This window comes from Phenylobacterium sp., from assembly GCF_019636135.1.
Lineage (GTDB): Bacteria > Pseudomonadota > Alphaproteobacteria > Caulobacterales > Caulobacteraceae > Phenylobacterium.
Map to the genome: position 1 here is coordinate 42,603 of NZ_JAHBYD010000004.1, position 17,385 is coordinate 59,987.

Consider the following 17,385-nt stretch of genomic DNA (forward strand, 5'->3'; position numbering starts at 1 on the left):
CTCGCCTCACAGCCCAATGGGTCCCCCGGACAAGCCGGGGGATGACGAGCGGGGGTGCGGAGTGAAGGTTAGCTGGCGGGCGCCGCCGCGCGCTCCTTGGCGATCTCGGCCAGGGCGGCTTCCGCCTTCTGCTCAGCGGCGGCGTCCTTGCGATTGCGGGCTTCGATGAGCTGGGCGGTGGCTTCCATCTCGCGCACGGGCAGGAGGTGGCTGTCGTCGGCGGCCTTGAACGGGAGCGTCTGGATCTTCTCCAGCACCGCGCGCTGGCGGGCGGCCTCGGGCGTGTCGCCGACGCCGTAGCCGAACATGAAGTCGGCGATCTGGCGGGCCAGCTCGGGGTCGAGGTCCTTGCGCCAGACGATCGGGTCCTCGGGGATGCGCGGCGAGCGCCAGACGATCTCGACGTTCTGCATCGTCTTCCGGGCGATGTCGGTGTCCAGCAGGCCCAGCCGCTCCATCGAGGCGGTGTTGTTGGTGGCCGCGTCCAGCAGCCCGCCCGCCACCGAGAACAGGTTCGTCTCGTGGTTGGACGAGCGCACGGTCTTGAAGCACGACGCCGGGTCGATCTTCTTCGGCGCGAACAGGTAGGTCATCGGCGCCAGCGTGCCCGACGTCGACTTGGGGTCGCCCATGCCGAAGTTCAGGGTCCTGTCGCACGCCAGGATCCTGTCGAGGGTCAGCCCCGAGCCCTTCCGGACGATGATCACCGCCTCGTAGCCGTCGACGCCCGAGGGGTTCACGGAGCGCGCGAAGACCACCCCGTTCGCACGCCGCACGGCCTCCAGGCCCGACTGGTTGGTGAACCAGCCGAGGTCGGTCTGCCGGAAGCGCATCGCCTCGATCAGGGCGGTGTAGTTCGAGCCGTAGAAGGCCTTCACCGGCCGCCCCAGGGCCTTCGACATGTCCGCCAGGAACGGCGTCCAGTCCTTCTCGGCGCTGGCCTGGCTCTCGGCCGACAGGATCGAGAAGACGATCTCCTTGCGCACGGGCTCCTTGGCCGGCTGCGAGCAGGCGGCGAGCGAGGCCGCGGCGGCGAGCGCCAGGATCAGTCTGCGGTTCATTTCCCCTCCACCGGCGGCAGCCGGAACCCCACGATCTCACGGCTGGCCCGATTCACCCCGAACATCACGCCCGCATCGCTGCGGTCGAAGGCGACGGCCTGGCCGTTGACGGGGATCGCAATGGTCGCGACGCGCTTCATGACGCCGCCGCCCTTCGGGACCTCGAGCACGTAGAGCTCGGGATGGTCGTGGCCGGTGACGTAGAGCCGCCCGTCCGCGCCGAACGACCCGCCCGAATTGCTCCGGGGCGCGAACCGCGCCAGCACGTCGGCCGGGAAGGTCCAGGTCTCGTGCGCCCGCCACTGGTCGTCGAAGCGGACGACCTTGGTGGTGCGGTGGTCGCGGCCCGGCTCGCCGCCCTTGCCGTCGTAGTTGGCGAAGCCCGCGAACCACGAGCCCTCCCGGCGGTCGACCCAGGTGATCGAGCCGCGTTGCTGGCCCAGCGGCACGGTGCGCAGGTGCGCCAGCGTCTGGGGGTCGAACACCTCCACCTGGCTGACCATCGGCGTGGCCGGATAGTTCGACGCCGCACACACCAGTTCGCGGCCGATCGCGGCGCACGAGTTCATGTGCGGGAACTTGCCCGGATCGCCCTCGAACGCGCCCACCCGCTTGCCGGTCCTGCGGTCGTACTTGGCGATGGTAGAGTTATCGACCGCATAGATGGCGTGGGCGTCGACGGCGACGCCCTGGTTGGCTTCCCGCGCGGGCAGGCGGGCCAGCGTCACGGCGGCGGCGAAGAGGATCTCAAGCACGCTTCAATCCGGGCTGGCCGGCCTCCACGACGAACCTGGCCAGGTCATTGACCGGCGACTTGGGCGTGAATGCGTTCTCCACGCCGCGGAAGGTGACCTCGCAGGCCTTGGCCGTGAGTTCGACGCGGCCGTAGCCGCGCCTCTGGCCCTCGGCATACTTCAGGTGCGGGTTGCGCGCGAGGCCGGCGGCCAGCGCCTCGTTGCCCGCGCCCAGCGAACTGATCGAGCCGCCGACGAATTCGCTGGCGATCGGCTGGCCGGGCGCGAGGCCGAGGTCGCCCGCGAAGAAGCAGTGGATGTCGCCGCCCAGCGCGATCGGGTTCGGCGTCCTCGCGTCGCGCCAGGTTTCGAGGATGCGGCGCCGCGTCTGGGCGTAGCCGTCCCAGCCGTCGTTGGACACGCGGCCGTCCTCCAGCTTCAGCTCGCCCATCAGGTACTGCTGGGCCAGCACGTTCCAGCGCGCGGGGCTCTGCTTCAGCCGGCCCTGCAGCCACCGCTCCTGCGGCCTGCCCAGCAGCGAGCGGCGCGGGTTCGTCCGGTCGGGGCAGTCGTAGGGGATGCGCTTGCCGTCGGAGACGGCGTCGCAGGTGCGGTGGTCGCGCTCCTGTCGGGTGTCGAGGAAGCTGAAGCGGGCCAGGTTCCCCCAGTCCAGCGCGCGGTAGAGCTGCATGTCGGGCCCGACCGGGATCTGGCGGCGGCGCAGCGGCATGTTCTCGAAGTAGGCCTGGTAGGCGGCGGTGCGGCGGCGCAGGAACGTCTTCGGGTCGGGGTTCGAGCGGTCCTGGTCGTCGCCGTAGTCGTTGACCACCTCGTGGTCGTCCCAGATCGTCATCCAGGGCGCGGCGGCGTGGGCGGCCTGGAGGTCGGCGTCGGCGCGGTACCAGGCGTAGCGCTGGCGGTAGCCGGCGAGGTCGACGGGCTCGGTCGGCGGATGGGCCCGGAGCGCCCCCTTCGTGGCGGCGCCCTCGTAGATGTAGTCGCCCAGGAACAGCACCAGGTCGGGCCGCTCCTGGGCGATCGCGGCGTGGGCGGAATAGAAGCCGGCCTCGTACTTCTGGCAGGACCCGTAGGCGAGCGTCAGCTTCTCCACCGCCGCTCCGGCCAACGGCGCCGTCCGCGTGCGCCCGACCGGGCTCGCGTGGCCGCCGGCCTGGAAGCGGTAGAAGTACTCGCGGTCGGGCTTCAGGCCGGCGACCTCGACATGCACCGAGTGGCCGCCCTCGGGCACGGCCAGCGCCTCGCCCTTGCGGACCACGCGGTCCATGGCGTCGTCCTCGGCGACTTCCCAGGCCACCACCACCGGCGCGCGGCCCATGCCGTAGTCCGGCTCGCGCGGCTTCGGCGCGATGCGCGTCCAGAGGACCACGCCGTCGGCGGTCGGCTCGCCCGAGGCGATCCCGACGCCGAAGGGATCGTCGGCCATCCGCGCCTGGGCGGCGGCCGAGGTCCAGGCCGCCGGCGTCAGCGCCAGGCCGGCCAGCCATGCGGCCTGGGTCAATAGGTGGCGGCGCGACGTCATGGGCCTCTCCTTCGGAACGCGGCCGAGCTTAGACCTCACGGGATGACGGTTGCACCCGTCCCGCGCGCGCTGTAGGCCGCGCGGCTATGTTGACCGGCCCAGACCTGCGAGGACTCTCGCACCAGGCGCGCGAGGCCAGGAGCTGGCCGTTCGAACAGGCGCGCCTGCTGCTCGACCGCATCACCCGCCTGCGCCTCACCGACGCCGAGCGCGACCTCGCCGCGGCCCTCTTCGCCCAGGGCAAGTTCGCCGAGGCCGTCCAGGCCCTGCCGGCGCTCCAGAAGCCCGTCGTCTTCCAGTGCGGCTATGGCGCCAGCGGCCTGCCGCACCTGGGCACCTTCGGCGAGGCGACCCGGCCGACCATCGTGCGCAACGCCTTCCGCGCGCTGACCGAGGACGCGATCCCGACCCAGCTCATCGTCTTCTCCGACGACATGGACGGGCTGCGGAAGATCCCGGACAACGTGCCCAACCGCGAGATGCTGGAGGAGGATCGCGACAAGCCCGTCACGTCCGTCCGTGACCCGTTCGGCGAGCACGAGAGCTTCGGCGCGCACAACAACGCCCGCCTGCGCGCGTTCCTCGACGGCTTCGGCTTCGAGTACACCTTCATGAGCTCGACCGAGACCTACAAGTCGGGCCGGTTCGACGAGGTGCTGCTGCGCATCCTGGACCGTTTCGACGCCGTCCAGGCGATCATGCTGCCGACGCTGGGCGAGGAGCGGCGCGCCACCTACTCGCCCTTCCTGCCGATCAGCCCGAAGACCGGCCGGGTGCTGCAGGCGCCGACCGTGGCCCGAGACGTCGAGAAGGGCACGATCACCTTCCCCGACGAGGACGGGACGCTGACCGAGGTCCCCGTCACCGGCGGCCACGTCAAGCTGCAATGGCGGCCCGACTGGGCGGCGCGCTGGACGGCGCTGGAGGTCGACTTCGAGGCCTCGGGCAAGGACCTGGTGGATTCGGTGCGCGTCTCGAACCGCATCGTGAAGGCGCTGGGCGCCGAGCCGCCGGAGGCCTTCCACTACGAGCTCTTCATGGACGAGAACAACCAGAAGATCTCGAAGTCCAAGGGCAACGGCCTGACCATCGAGGAGTGGCTGCGCTACGGCGCGCCCGAGAGTCTGACCTATTACATGTATCAGTCGCCGAAGTCGGCGAAGCGGCTCTTCTTCGACGTGATCCCGAAGGCGACCGACGAGTACCTGCAGCAGCTCGACGCGCTGATCCGCAAGAAGGCGGAAGGGGACAACGCCGCCCAGCTCGACAACCCGGCCTGGCACGTCCACCGGGGCGACCCGCCGGCGAAGGGCTCGCCGGTCAGCTTCTCGCTGCTGCTGAACCTGGTCTCGGCCGCCGACGCCTCGACCAAGGACCTGCTGTGGGCCTTCATCGCGCGCTACCTGCCGGGCGCGACGCCCGAGAGCGAGCCGCTGCTCGACAGGCTCGCCGGCTACGCGATCAACTACTACGAGGACTTCGTGAAGCCCGCGAAGCGCTTCCGCGCGCCCACCGATCAGGAGCGCGCGGCGATGGAGGCGCTGGTCGCGAAGCTCAGGGACCTGCCCGCCGGCGCCGACGCCGAGGCGATCCAGAACGAGGTGTTCGAGGTCGGCAAGGCCGCCGGCTTCGAGCCGCTGCGCGCCTGGTTCAGCGCCCTCTACGAGGTGCTGCTGGGCCAGAGCCAGGGGCCGCGGTTCGGCAGCTTCGTCGCCATCTTCGGCGTCGACCGCACCATCGACCTCATCGAGCGCGCCCTGGCCGGCGAGCTGGTCGCCGCCTGAGGAAGAACCGCGGAAGAACGCGGAAGTGCGCTGGCGCGCTTCAGAGCACGCCGGCGGCGCGCAGGTCCTTGAGCCTGGCCGACGACAGGCCGGCGCGCTCGGCCAGCACCGCGTCGGTGTGCTCGCCCAGGGCCGGCCCCGGCCAGCGCACGCGCCCCGGCGTCGCCGACAGCTTCGGGAAGGCGTTCTGCATGCGGATCGGGCCGAAGACGCCGTGGTCGACCGTCACGATCGAGTCCCGCGCCGCGAACTGCGGATCCTCCAGCATGTCGGGCGCGCGGTAGACCCGGCTGCACGGCACGCCCTTCGCCTCCAGCAGCGCCAGCAGGTCGCCCAGGTCGTGGGTCGACGTCCAGGCCGCGATGATCCCGTCCAGCTCGGTCTGGTTCACGCCGCGGCTCGCGTGGTCCACGAACTTCGGGTCGGTCTTCAGGTCGGGTCGCCCCATCGCCTCGGTGAGGCGCGCGTAGACGTTGTCGCCGTTGCCCCCGATCAGGATCATCTGGCCGTTCCTGCAGGGGTAGGCGTTCGACGGCGCGATGCCCGGCAGCACCGAACCCGACCGCTCGCGGGTGTAGCCGGTGATGTCGTACTCGGTGATCAGGTTCTCCATCACGCCCAGCACGCTCTCGTACAGCGCCGCGTCGATCACCTGGCCCTGGCCGGTCCGCTCGCGGTGGTGCAGCGCCATGGTGATCCCCATGACCGCGTGCATGGCCGCCAGGCTGTCGCCGATCGAGATGCCCGCCCGCGCCGGCGGCCGGTCGGGCTCGCCGGTCACGTGGCGCAGGCCGCCCATCGCCTCGCCGATCAGGCCGTAGCCGGCGCGCTGCGCATAGGGGCCCGTCTGCCCGAAGCCCGAGACGCGGGCCATGATCAGCCGTGGGTTGATGGCGGAGAGCGCCTCGTAGCTCATCCCCCACTTCTCCATGGCGCCCGGCCGGAAGTTCTCGATCAGGACGTCGGCCTTGCTGATCAACGCCCTCGCCAGCGCCTGGCCCTCGGGCTTGCGCAGGTCGATGCCCACCGACTTCTTGTTGCGGCCGATCACCGGCCACCAGGGCGACAGGCCCTTGGGCAGGCTGCGGCCCCACTGGCGCATCGGGTCGCCGGTCCTGGGGTCCTCGATCTTGATCACCTCGGCGCCGAAGTCGCCCAGGATCTGGCCGCAGAAGGGGCCGGCGATGAGCGTGCCCATCTCGATCACGACGAGGTCGGAGAGCGGGCCTGCGGGTGCGGTCTCGGTCATGCCCACGCCTTAGCGGCCCGGACGCGCCGTCGTGAAGCCCGTTTAGGTTTGCGGCGCGTCAAATCATGGATGTGGGCGGACGCCCCCTAGTCCACCGATGCAACGCCGGCCGGCCTCCAATTCCCCAACGGCGCGCATGCGGTAGCCTGCATCGGCGCCGTGATGCACAATCCCCTTGCGAACCGTCAGGCCGTCGGCGAGTGGGGCGTTCCGAGCGCATGATGAAGATCATGATCGTCGATGACCACGCGCTGGTCCGACAGGGCGTTTCGGCCCTGCTGGAGCGGGAGGCCGGCGGCGCGACGGTGCTCCAGGCCCGCCACAGCGCCGAGGCGCTCGATCTCTCGGCCGCCAACGACGACCTCGACGTCGTCCTGCTCGACCTTTCGATGCCCGGCATGGACGGCATCGCCGCCCTGCGCGAGTTCGGCCGCCAGCGCCCGACGCTGCCCGTGATCGTGTTGAGCGCGTCCGAGGACCCGGCCCTGGCGCGGCGCGCCTTCGCGGCCGGCGCGCTGGGCTATGTGCCGAAGTCGGCGACCGCTGAGACCCTGCTGGCCGCGGTCAGCCTGGTGCTGCGGGGCGAGACCTTCGTCCCGTCGCTGGTGCTGCGCGCGCCCGACGCCGACGCACCCGCGCCGCCGCCGGGCGGTTCGAACCTCACCCACCGCCAGGCCGAGGTGCTGCGGCACCTGGGCGAGGGACTGTCGAACAAGGTGATCGCGTACCGCATGGGCGTCTCGGAGAAGACCATCAAGGCGCATGTGACCGGCGTGCTGCGCGCCATGGCGGCGGACGACCGCGTCGGCGCGGTCCGGTCGGCCCGGGCGGCGGGGCTGATCTAGCCTGCCGCGGCCGCGGTCTCCGCGACGGCGCGCTCGCGGATGAGGTTGCCGACCGCGGCGCGCAGCCGGGCGGGGGCGACGGGCTTGTGCAGCAGGCTGAAGCCCGTGGCGTGGATGGCGCGAAGCTGGTCCGCGCCGATGTCGCCGGTGATGATCAGGACAGGCGCCTCGCCGTCGCCGGCCGCGCGGATCCGGGCGATCGCGTCGGGCGCCGTCTCCCCGTTGCGCAGCCGCCAGTCGCAGACGATCAGGTCGGGCGTGCGGCGCCGGGCGGCGGCCAGCGCCGCCTCGGCCGATCCGCCGGTCACCACGTCGTAGCCCCAGGCGGTGAGCAGCCGCGCGGTGCTCTCGCGCACCAGCGCGTCGTCGTCGACCACGAACACCACCCCGCCCGCGATCAGGGCGGGCGCCGCGTCGGCGACCGGCGGAACGGCGGCCGCCGACGCCAGGGGGACCGAGACCGCGAACATCGAGCCGCGCCCGGGCTCCGAGCTGAGCGTGACCGGGCAGTCCAGCAGGTCGCCCAGCCGCCGCGTGATCGCGAGACCCAGGCCCAGGCCGTTGGCGCGGTCGCGCTCGGGGTTGGCCAACTGGACGAACTCCTCGAACACGCGCGCCTGCTGGTCGGGCGCGATGCCGGGACCGGTGTCCCACACCTCGACGGTGAGCCGCGCGCCGCGCCGGCGGCATCCGACCAGGACGCGGCCGGACCCGGTATGGCGCACGGCGTTCGAGACGAGGTTGCGCAGCATCCGCTCCAGCAGGACCGGATCGGTCGCGACCGTCGCACCGCACGCCACGGTCCGCAGGCGGATCGGGCGGTCGCGGATCTCGGCCGCCTGCTCGGCGCAGATGCGGGCCAGCAGGGGCTGGATCGGGACGGCGCGGACCTGCGGCTGCGTGGCGCCCGCGTCGAGCTGGGAGATGTCGAGCAGGCTCTCGAAGAGGCCGTCCATCGCCTCGACGGTCTCCTGGATGCGGTCGACGAGACCGGCGTCCTCCGCCCGCAGCCGCCCGCGCCCCAGGGCGGCGGCGAACATGCCGAGCGCGTGCATCGGCTGGCGCAGGTCGTGGCTGGCGGCGGCCAGGAAGCGGGCCTTGGCGAGGTTGGCCTGCTCGGCCAGGTCGCGCTGGCGGCGCAGGTCCTCGGCCAGGTCCAGGTTCTCGAAACGCAGGCGCAGCGCCCCGGCCAGCGTGCGGCTCTGCAACCGCCCCAGCCACGCCATGCCGATCAGGACCACCCCGCCCAGCAGCGCCACGCCCCAGTAGCGCGGGTCGTTCAGGGTCATGGCGCGCAGCATGTAGGGCACGATCGCCGGGAACAGCAGCGCGTAGTAGGCCGGGTAGTAGCTGCCCAGCGCCGCCACCGACGCGCAGGCGGCGCCCCCCGCCACCATGCACACCCACATCATCTGGTCCGCCGCGCCGCCCGCCGCGAGCCAGAGGGTCGCGAAGCCCCAGCGCACGCCGTCGGCGAACGACGCCAGGATCAGCCGGCGCGCCCAGACCCGCCAGTCCGCGTCGGCGATGCCCGCCTTCCCGCGCCAGGCCCACAGGCCGAGCTGCCAGGCGGCCACCGCCACGCTGATCGCGAACCAGGCCTCGATCTGCGGGCGGCGGTCCGGCGCGAGGTAGACCATGCCCACGCAGGTCGCGAAGGCGCCGAAGAACATGCAGAGCACGACGACCGGGATGTGCCGGTAGAGGCCGCGGATCAGCTCGCCGCGTTCCCGGTCGCTCGGGCTTGTCTGAACCGAAGCAACTCCGAGCGTCGCCACCTAAGCCTCACCCTGACGTTTCCTTGGCGATCATTCAGAGGGGCGCGCCTCCGTCAATATATCGGACGAACGAATCAAGAGATCGAGGTCTTAGGACGGGTCCCGAGACCTCGGTCCAATTCTGGATCGACTTCAGGATTGCTAACATCGCCATCCAGTCTGTTTGTCGATGGAGACAGGTTATGAGTTTCGCGTCCGTCAGAGACCGTGCGGCGATCGCCGCGGTCGCGCTCCTCCTCGCGGCCCCCGCCACGGCGGCGACCTATACCGACACGACCTTCGACACGTCGGACTACGTGCTGACGTCGTACGCCGGCGCCGGCGTCGCCACGACCCTGACCCAGACCTCGTCCGGGAACCCCGGCACGGCCCTGCAGGGGACCTACGCGGCGAGCGGCGCGAACGCGGCCGGGGCCCTCTTCACCGCGCTGAACACCACGTTCGTCTACGACCCGACCGTGAGCGGCGCGATCACGTCGCTGTCGGCCTCGCTCGACCGCTACTTCGACCCCTCGGTGGATGGTCTGCCGAGCAACGTCGGCAGCTATTCGCTCCGCATCCTCGCCGAGCAGGACGGCGCGCTCTACCAGAGCATCTTCGTCTTCGGGCCGTTCAACATGCCGGGCGGCGGCTGGTACACGCTGAGCCAGGCCGGCATCCTGGCCAGCGACTTCAAGCTGTTCGACCCGAACGACTTCGGGGCCGCGGGCACGCAGACGGGCCTCGACTACGCCGGCAGCGCCATCACCTTCGGGTTCGCCATGCGCGCGTCGGGGGCGGTGGACGGCAACGGCGCTCCGGTGGAGCTTGCGTCGGCCGGCGACCTGCGCGCGGACAACTTCTCGATCGGGATCGTCAGCGCCGGCGTGCCCGAGCCGTCGACCTGGGCGCTCGTGATCGGCGGCTTCGCCCTGGCGGGCGGCGCGCTGCGCCGCCGCCGCATGCAGCCGATCCTCCGCCACGGGTCGTAGGCGGGGGCGCCGGTCCATCAGGGCGGCAGGTTGTCGAGGACGGCGCGGGTCAGCCTGCCGTAGTGGCCATCGAAGTGGTGGCCGCCGGCCAGGGCGACGCGACGGATCAGGTCGGGCGGCAGGTCCGGGCAGGCCGAGGCCCGCTCGCCGGTCCCGTAGACGCACAGCAGCGGCCAGCCCCTCAGCGCCGCCACCGCGGGCTCGGTCGCGAACGCCTCCGGCGAAAGCCGGCCCAGCCAGCTCGTCGGACGGAACGACAGGTCGCCGCGCGGCCCCAGGCCGACCAGCGCCACCAGCCGCACCCGCTCGCGCAGGTCGGGCGGCAGGTGCGGAACGATGGCGGGCAGGGCGTCGGCGCCGAACGAATAGCCGATCAGCACCACGCGGTCGCGGTTCCAGGCCCCCATCTGCCGCCGCAGGGTCTCCGCCAGGTCCGAGGCGGCGCGCTCGGGCGTCCGCGCGGTCCAGAAGTAGAGCGGCGAGTTGTAGCCGACGACCGGCACGCCGCGCCGCGCCAAGCCCTGCGCCAGCCGCGCGTCCAGCGGCCCCCAGCCGCCGTCGCCGGAGTAGATCACCGCCAGCGTGTCGCCGGGCGCGACCACGGCCTCCCGCGCGTCACCGACGCGCGCCCGCCACGACGGGCCGGCGACCGCGCACGTCGTGGCGGTCAGGGCCAGGGCGAGGGCGGTGAGGAGGGCTTTGCGCATCCCTCCCCATACCGGCGGCGTCCGTCACCCGCCTAGAGACTGTTAGGAACTGAGGTCTTTCAGACGGCACTCACGAGCCGGAATAAGAGATTGAAACTCTGGATAAACATCTCCCACAGCTTCCCCTCCCCCTTGCGGGGAGGGGCCAGGGGTGGGGGTGCTCGCCTTGGAGCGCTGCGCCGACACCCCCACTCCCAAACCCTCTCCCCGCAAGGGGGAGAGGGCTTTGCTGCCTCTCGCCGACCAGCCTCAGTCCCTAACAGCTTCTTGAGCCTTCGACGGTTCACTTGAACCGTCGAAGGCTCAAGACCTTTGCTTGAGAACAGACCATTCGGCTTCCCGACCTCGGACCTACCTAAGCGCCGAATGGTCTAGCCGGCATCCGACAGATTTTTGAGACGCGACGGGAGCGCGCCCGACGCCGCGCTGGCCGAGCGCACCGAGACCTTCCCCCGCGGAGGTTTCCGTAGGGTGGGGTTCACTTCGCGGGGCCATGGGCCTAAACGGCGCGCCATGGCCGAGTTCGCGATTGCGCCGCCGCCCGTCCCCGTCGTGCCCGTCGAGGGCGAAGCGGGAGGATTTCCGGTCCGCCGGATCCTCTGCGTGGGGCGCAACTATGCCGCCCACGCCCGCGAGATGGGGGCCGACAGCCGCGAGCCGCCCTTCTTCTTCACCAAGCCTGCCGACGCGATCGTGACGCCGGGGCGCGACCCGGCCTATCCGCCGCGGACGAAGAACCTGCACCACGAGATCGAGCTCGTGGTGGCCATCGGCGCCGCCGGCCGCGACGTGAGCCCCGGCGACGCGCTCGCCCTCGTCTTCGGCTACGCCGTCGGCGTCGACCTTACCCGCCGCGACCTGCAGAACGCAGCCAAGGACAAGGGCCATCCCTGGGACGCCGGCAAGGCGTTCGACGATTCCGCGCCGATCTCCGCGATCCGCCGCGGGAACCAACCGCCCGCCGGCCGCATCTGGATCTCGGTGAACGGGACCGTGAGACAGGAGGGCCAGGTCGCCGACATGATCTGGAACGTCGCCGAGATCGTCGCGGAGGCCTCGAAGCTGTGGACCCTCGCGCCCGGCGACCTGATCTACACCGGCACGCCTGAGGGCGTTGGCCCGCTCGTCCCCGGCGATGTGGTCGAGGGCGAGGTCGAGGGCGTCGGCCGGATCGGCTTCACGGTGGCCCCATGACCTGGACCCTCTACTCCGGCTGGCGCGCCGGCGCGGCCTACCGTGTGCGCATCGGCCTCAAGCTCAAGGGCTGCGCCTACGACTACGCCGCGCTCGACCTGGTCGCCGGCGACCAGCGCCAGGCCGCCTATCGCGCGGTCAATCCGCAGGGTCTCGTCCCGGCGCTCGACCTCGGCGACGGCACGATCCTGGCCCAGAGCCTCGCCATCCTGGAGTGGCTGGAAGAGACGGTCCCCGAGCCGCCCCTGCTGCCGAGGACGCCGCTTGAGCGCGCCATGGTCCGTCGCATCGCCGGTATCATCGCCTGCGACATCCATCCCGCGAACAACACCCGGATCGGCGCGAAGCTGCGGAAGCTCGGCGTGCCCGACGACGTGATCGCGACCGATTGGATCCAGGGCTGGATCCGCGACGGCTTCGATGCGCTGGAGCCGCTGATCGCCCGGTACGCCGGCCGCTTCGCCTTCGGCGACCAGCCCACCATCGCCGACTGCTGCCTGATCCCGCAGGTCTATTCGGCGCACCGCTTCGGTCTGGACGTCACGCCCTATCCGGCCATCGTCGGCGTCGCCGAGCGCGCCAACCAGCACCCGGCCTTCATCGCCGCCCATCCGAACCAGCAACCCGACGCGGTCCCCGCCTGATGCCGAAGACGCTCGAAGACCTGAAGGTCCGCAACAAGGCCTGGGCGGCCGGCAAGGTCGCCGCCGACCCCGGCTTCTTCAAGCGCCTGGAGGGCCAGCAGGCGCCGGAGTACCTGTGGATCGGCTGCTCCGACAGCCGCGTGCCGGCCAACGAGATCGTGGGCCTCGATCCGGGCGAGCTCTTCGTCCACCGCAATGTCGCCAACCTCGCCCCGCCGCAGGACGCCAACTACCTGTCGGTGCTCCAGTTCGCGGTCGAGGTGCTGAAGGTGAAGCACATCCTGGTGGTGGGCCACTACGGCTGCGGCGGCGTGGCCGCGGCGGTCGACGGCCAGCGGCGCGGCATGGTCGACCACTGGCTGCACCCGATCCGCGAGGTGCATCACGAGCACCGCCACGAGATCGAGGCGCTGCCCGGCGAGCGCGAGAAGTGGGACCGCCTGGTCGAGCTGAACGTCATCCGCCAGGTGAGGAACGTCGCCTCCGACGTCTTCGTCATGGAGGCCTGGAAGCGTGGCCAGCCGCTCTGCGTCCACGGCTGGGTCTACACCCTGGGCACCGGCATCGTCACCGACCTCGGCGTCACCGTCGCCGGCCCCGAAGACCTCGACGAGTACATCGGCTAGGCGGGTTGGTTGGTGGTGTGACTGCGGCGCTACGGCAGACGGCGCCTCTCACGGCCGGCCGGTAAAGTCCTGCGCACACCACCATCCCCGGCCCTTCCTCCGTCGAGGAGGAAGGGAGATCCTCTGAGCTGGAGGCGGGTTGGTCCTGGATCGTCCAAAGCGGAATCCAGACTCCGCTTCACAGGGGCGGGGGCGGCGCGTACGGTGCCGCCGAACACCAAACGGAGGGGACGATGTCTGACCTGGTGCAAGTGACGGACGCCGGCCATGTGCGGACGATCCGGCTGAACAGCCCGCGCAACAAGAACGCGCTGTCGACCGAGCTGGCCTGGGGCGTGATCGGCGCCATCGACGCGGCGGCGACGGACGACAACGTCTGGGTGGTGGCGCTGACCGGCACGGGCGACGCCTTCTCGGCCGGGCTGGACCTGACCAATCCGCCGCAGTTCTCGCCGAAGTCGGCGATGGACCGGCAGCTCGACGACATCGGCTGGGTCGGCAACTTCCTGCTGGCCATGCGCAAGCGTTGCGACAAGCCGGTGGTGGGCGGGATCAACGGCGTGGCGGTGGGCGCAGGCCTGGGCCTGGCCATGTCGACCGACGTGCGGCTGATCGCGTCCAGCGCGCGGCTGATGGCGGGCTACACGCGGATCGGCGGGTCGCCCGACGCGGGGCTGACCATCACGCTGCCGCAGACCATGGGCTACGAGAAGGCGCTGCGGTTCATGATGGAGAACCGCACCGTCACCGGCGCCGAGGCGCTGGACTGGGGCATGGCCGGCGAGGTCGTGGACGACGACAGGTTCGAGGCGCGGCTGGCGGAATATTGCGAGAGCCTGTGCGCCTGGTCGCCGATCACGCTGCGGCTGCTGAAGCGCGGGCTGCTGAAGGCGATGGAGAGCCACGACATGGAGGCCCAGCTCCGCTACGAGGTCGGCAACATCCGCATCGCCTTCTCGAGCGAGGACGCCAAGGAGGCCCGCCAGGCCTTCTTCGAGAAGCGCAAGCCGGTGTTCGTGGGGAAGTAGGCGGCGCGCCGGCGCCGCTGCGAGCGGGGGCAGGATGCGAGCGATGATGGACGATCCGCCCATCGACTACATCGCGCGGACCCACGCCTGGTACGGCGCGCTGGGGTATCCGCCGTATCGGTATGCGCAGTTCGAGGAGGTTCCGTTCGCCCCGCTGGGGCGGCCGCTGGCGCGGGCGACGGTGGCGCTGCTGACGACGGCGGCGCCTTATCGGCCGGAACTGGGGCCGCAGGGGGCGGACGCGCCCTACAACGCCGCGGCGAAGTTCTACGCGGTCTATTCCGGTGACGCGGCGGGCGAGCACGACCTGCGGGTCAGCCATGTGGCGGTGGACCGGGCGCACCTGTCCGACGACCAGAACTGCTGGTTCCCGTTGCCGGCGTTGCGGCGCGCCGCGGCGGCCGGGCGGATCGGGGCGGTGGCGGCGCGGTTCCACGGCGCGCCCACCAACCGCAGCCAGCGGACGACGATCGAGGTCGACGCGCCCGAAGCGGTGCGGCGGGTGCGCGAGGACGGGGCGGACGCGGCGGTGCTGGTGGCCAACTGCCCCGTCTGCCACCAGTCCATGAGCCTGATCGCGCGGGCGCTGGAGGCGGCGGGGATCGCCACCGTGGTGATGGGCGCGGCGAAGGACATCGTCGAGCGCTGCGGCGCGCCGCGGTTCCTGTTCAGCGACGTGCCGTTGGGCAATGCGGCCGGGCTGCCGGGCGACGTGGCCTCGCAGGACGCGACGCTGGCGGCGGCGCTCTCGCTGCTGGAGACGGCGACGGGCCCGCGGACGACGGCGGTGAACGCGATCGGCTGGCCCACGCCCGGCTGGAAGCGGGACTACCTGGGCCTGGAGGGCCTGACGGCGGACGACCTCGCCCGCGCCCGCGAGGCGCACAAGGCCGGGCTGGCGGTGGCGGCGAAGCTGCGCTGAGCGGCGCTCTCTCGCGAATGCGAGTCAGTTGCAACTGCCTGCGAAGGTTGCTAGCCAGCCCGGACGAACGCGCCGCGCGGCCGCGGCCGGCTGGAACGGGTGGATCATGGTCGACAGGGCAGGGATCGCGTGGCTCCTCGCGGCGGCGACGCTGGCCGGTGCGGGCGGTGCGGCGGCGCACACATCGTACCTCCTGCCCTCGACCTTCGCGCCGGGCCGCGACGAGGTGGTGACCCTGGAGGCCTCGTTCGCCGAGCGGCAGTTCTTCCGGCCCGAGGTGGCGGTGACGTCGGACGACTTCCACCTGCTGCGGCCCGACGGGCGGCGCGACGCCTACGACAGGATCGCGCCCTTCCGGCAGGTCACCATCCTGGAGAGCGACGTGGCCGAGGCCGGCACCTACCGGTTCACGACGGGCGAGCGCGTCGGCCGCGTGGGCAAGCAGGTGCTGGAGAAGGGCGAATGGCGGCCGCTGGAGCCCGGCGAAGCGCCCCCCGCCGGCGCCCAGACGCGCAGCAGCCAGACCGTGACGGTCGCCGAGGTCTACGTGACCAAGGGCGCGCCGACACGCGCCGCCGTCGACGCGCCGTCCGGGCGCCTCACGATCCGCACCGGCGTCCACCCGAACGAGATCTACCTCGACAAGCCGCTGACGGTGACGGTGGCCTTCGACGGCGCGCCGGCGGCCGGGCAGGAGATCGAGCTGGACCGCGAGGGCGGCGCGTTCGAGGACCCGAAGTTCCACAAGGTCGCCAGGACCGGCGCGGACGGGACGCTGAAGCTCACTTTCGACCGGCCGGGGACCTACCTGATCATGGCCCGCCACGCGGCGCCCGCGCCGCCCGGGTCGGCCACCGAGATGCGCAGCTACACCACCTCGCTCACCTTCGAAGTGCTGCGATAGGAGCTCTGTCCGTGAACGCCCGCCTCTTCGCCCTCGCCGCCCTGATCGCCGCCGCGCCCGGCCTCGCGCTCGCTCAGGAGGAGCCCGCCCGCGGCCACAGCAAGGTCGAATTCATGAAGGCCTACGACACCGACCTCGACGGGAAGGTCAGCCGCGCCGAGTACGAGGCCAAGCGCCACGCCGACTTCGTGCGCACCGACACCGACCGGAACGGCGTCGTCGACGAGGCGGAGTATGTGGCGGAGTACGCAGCCCGGCTCGACGCCGAGCTCGCGGCGATGCGCAAGCGCCAGATCGACCAGGCGCGGGTGCGGTTCGGGGTCATCGACGCCGACAAGGACGGCAGGATGCGGGAGCCCGAGTACGACGCCGTGGCGGCCCGCACCTTCGGCCGCCTGGACACCAACGGCGACGGCGTGGTCGACAGCGCCGACACCGCCCAGAGCCACTAGGTCCACCCCTGTGCTCGTCATCCCCCGGCTTGTCCGGGGGATCCATTGGGCTCGGAGCCTCCGATCTGGCGCTGTGGACGAAGACGTCCGGCTCACAGCCCAATAGGTGGCCCGGACAAGCCGGGCCATGACGTCCTGGATGAAATCCGGACTCAGGCCGCGGTCAGCCCTTCCGCATCGAGGAGTCGCCGCGCCGGGACTGGGTGTTGAGGACGCCGGCCATGTGCTTCGCGTCGTCCTCGGAGAGGCCCGTCTGGGGCACGCCGCCGACGATCGCCGGCTCGCCGGTGAAGATCACGAAGGTGGTGAAGCCCTTGGCGTCACGGCGCACCGCGTACCGGTCGTTCTTGCGTTCGTCAGGCATGTCGACGCGACATTGCCCGATCCGTCGCGCGGATGTCCAATCGGATCGCAGCGGCGCCTCAGCGGACGCCGTGGATCTGGGCGGACTCCTCGGCCAGGCTCTTGATCTCGCGGATAGCCTCGTCGGTCGGACCTTCGAGGGCCGCGAGGTCGACCTCGGCGAGCGGGCCCGTGGTGAACTCGAGCCGGGTGGTCCGGTCGTTGCCGTTGGCCGCGATCTCGAAGATGTCCGAGAACGGGCCGCGCGGATCGTCCGGGTAGTCCAGCCTGAGGAGCCGTTCCGGCTTGAACGCCGCGACGGTGCCGCAAGAGCGGGTGACGCCGTCGGGGGCCTTCCAGGTGATCTTGTCGCCCTCGCGCCAGGAGGTGCGGATGGAGATGCCGTCCAGGTAGGCCGAGGCCCACTCGCGGACCAGCTCCGGGTTGGTGAGGACGCGCCAGACTTCCCCCGGGGGCGCATCGATCTCGAGACTGCGTTTCAGGACCGGCATGGGCTTGCTCATGCTCTTTCTCGTTTGGGGCCGGCACACCCCGTGGAAACCATTGTCGCCCGACGTTTGGATGCGCCCCTTCCAATCGCGGA

At 71.4% G+C, this 17,385-nt stretch carries 18 protein-coding genes; 10 read left to right on the top strand and 8 right to left on the bottom strand.

The window, feature by feature from the left end:
- Positions 1-68: 68 nt before the first annotated feature.
- The 3 genes from phnD to KF737_RS03945 are packed head-to-tail and all read right to left on the bottom strand — an operon-like array spanning position 69 to position 3,335.
- Positions 69-1,061, bottom strand: a complete 993-nt coding sequence (gene phnD / locus KF737_RS03935) for a phosphate/phosphite/phosphonate ABC transporter substrate-binding protein (RefSeq protein ID WP_296450561.1) — start codon at positions 1,059-1,061, stop codon at positions 69-71.
- Positions 1,058-1,816 carry a hypothetical protein gene (locus tag KF737_RS03940; protein WP_296450563.1) on the bottom strand — a complete coding sequence of 253 codons (759 nt, stop codon included), beginning with the start codon at positions 1,814-1,816 and terminating at the stop codon, positions 1,058-1,060. The genes phnD and KF737_RS03940 overlap by 4 nt, the downstream gene beginning before the upstream one ends.
- Entirely contained in the window at positions 1,809-3,335 is a 1,527-nt protein-coding gene (locus KF737_RS03945; protein WP_296450564.1) for an alkaline phosphatase D family protein, read from the bottom strand. Before KF737_RS03945 ends, KF737_RS03940 begins: the two co-directional genes overlap by 8 nt.
- A gap of 86 nt (positions 3,336-3,421) precedes the next feature.
- Between KF737_RS03945 and KF737_RS03950 the strand changes: the two genes are divergently transcribed.
- Positions 3,422-5,119 (top strand): lysine--tRNA ligase, encoded by a 1,698-nt coding sequence (locus KF737_RS03950; protein WP_296450566.1) that lies wholly within the window; start codon positions 3,422-3,424, stop codon positions 5,117-5,119.
- Positions 5,120-5,159: 40 nt separating this feature from the next.
- On the opposite strand, the gene KF737_RS03955 is transcribed toward KF737_RS03950, so the two are convergent.
- Entirely contained in the window at positions 5,160-6,368 is a 1,209-nt protein-coding gene (locus KF737_RS03955) for a CaiB/BaiF CoA-transferase family protein (protein WP_296450568.1), read from the bottom strand.
- A gap of 230 nt (positions 6,369-6,598) precedes the next feature.
- Here KF737_RS03955 and KF737_RS03960 point away from each other — a divergent pair, with 230 nt between their 5' ends.
- Positions 6,599-7,213, top strand: coding sequence for a response regulator transcription factor (locus KF737_RS03960; RefSeq protein ID WP_296450570.1), 615 nt, complete (start codon positions 6,599-6,601; stop codon positions 7,211-7,213).
- Here the strand turns inward: KF737_RS03960 and KF737_RS03965 are convergent.
- Entirely contained in the window at positions 7,210-8,991 is a 1,782-nt protein-coding gene (locus KF737_RS03965; RefSeq protein WP_296450572.1) for a hybrid sensor histidine kinase/response regulator, read from the bottom strand. The two genes, KF737_RS03960 and KF737_RS03965, sit on opposite strands and share 4 nt — an antisense overlap.
- A gap of 182 nt (positions 8,992-9,173) precedes the next feature.
- Here KF737_RS03965 and KF737_RS03970 point away from each other — a divergent pair, with 182 nt between their 5' ends.
- Positions 9,174-9,962, top strand: coding sequence for a PEPxxWA-CTERM sorting domain-containing protein (locus KF737_RS03970; RefSeq protein ID WP_296450574.1), 789 nt, complete (start codon positions 9,174-9,176; stop codon positions 9,960-9,962).
- Positions 9,963-9,979: 17 nt separating this feature from the next.
- On the opposite strand, the gene KF737_RS03975 is transcribed toward KF737_RS03970, so the two are convergent.
- Complete coding sequence (locus KF737_RS03975) at positions 9,980-10,669, bottom strand: AcvB/VirJ family lysyl-phosphatidylglycerol hydrolase (protein WP_296450575.1); 690 nt, start codon at positions 10,667-10,669, stop codon at positions 9,980-9,982.
- A gap of 513 nt (positions 10,670-11,182) precedes the next feature.
- On the opposite strand from KF737_RS03975, the gene KF737_RS03980 reads away from it, so the two are divergent.
- The 7 genes from KF737_RS03980 (at position 11,183) to KF737_RS04010 (ending at position 16,439) form a co-directional block, all read left to right on the top strand.
- A complete protein-coding gene (locus tag KF737_RS03980) occupies positions 11,183-11,863 on the top strand; it encodes a fumarylacetoacetate hydrolase family protein (protein WP_296450577.1) in 681 nt (226 codons plus the stop codon).
- On the top strand, positions 11,860-12,507 hold the full coding sequence (maiA, locus tag KF737_RS03985) for a maleylacetoacetate isomerase (RefSeq protein WP_296450579.1): 648 nt from the start codon (positions 11,860-11,862) through the stop codon (positions 12,505-12,507). Before KF737_RS03980 ends, maiA begins: the two co-directional genes overlap by 4 nt.
- Positions 12,507-13,133: a carbonic anhydrase gene (locus KF737_RS03990; RefSeq protein WP_296450581.1), complete on the top strand. Its 627-nt coding sequence runs from the start codon at positions 12,507-12,509 to the stop codon at positions 13,131-13,133. The genes maiA and KF737_RS03990 overlap by 1 nt, the downstream gene beginning before the upstream one ends.
- A 233-nt stretch (positions 13,134-13,366) precedes the next feature.
- Complete coding sequence (locus KF737_RS03995; RefSeq protein ID WP_296450583.1) at positions 13,367-14,161, top strand: enoyl-CoA hydratase/isomerase family protein; 795 nt, start codon at positions 13,367-13,369, stop codon at positions 14,159-14,161.
- Between the two features lie 43 nt (positions 14,162-14,204).
- Positions 14,205-15,083: a glycine/sarcosine/betaine reductase selenoprotein B family protein gene (locus KF737_RS04000; protein ID WP_296450585.1), complete on the top strand. Its 879-nt coding sequence runs from the start codon at positions 14,205-14,207 to the stop codon at positions 15,081-15,083.
- A 106-nt stretch (positions 15,084-15,189) separates the two neighbouring features.
- On the top strand, positions 15,190-15,987 hold the full coding sequence (locus tag KF737_RS04005) for a DUF4198 domain-containing protein (protein ID WP_296450587.1): 798 nt from the start codon (positions 15,190-15,192) through the stop codon (positions 15,985-15,987).
- A gap of 11 nt (positions 15,988-15,998) precedes the next feature.
- Positions 15,999-16,439, top strand: coding sequence for a hypothetical protein (locus tag KF737_RS04010; protein WP_296450589.1), 441 nt, complete (start codon positions 15,999-16,001; stop codon positions 16,437-16,439).
- Between the two features lie 163 nt (positions 16,440-16,602).
- Here the strand turns inward: KF737_RS04010 and KF737_RS04015 are convergent, their stop codons facing one another.
- Both KF737_RS04015 and KF737_RS04020 read right to left on the bottom strand, forming a co-directional pair.
- Positions 16,603-16,803: a hypothetical protein gene (locus KF737_RS04015; protein WP_296450591.1), complete on the bottom strand. Its 201-nt coding sequence runs from the start codon at positions 16,801-16,803 to the stop codon at positions 16,603-16,605.
- Between the two features lie 58 nt (positions 16,804-16,861).
- On the bottom strand, positions 16,862-17,305 hold the full coding sequence (locus KF737_RS04020; protein WP_296450593.1) for an SRPBCC domain-containing protein: 444 nt from the start codon (positions 17,303-17,305) through the stop codon (positions 16,862-16,864).
- Between the last annotated feature and the right edge of the window lie 80 nt (positions 17,306-17,385).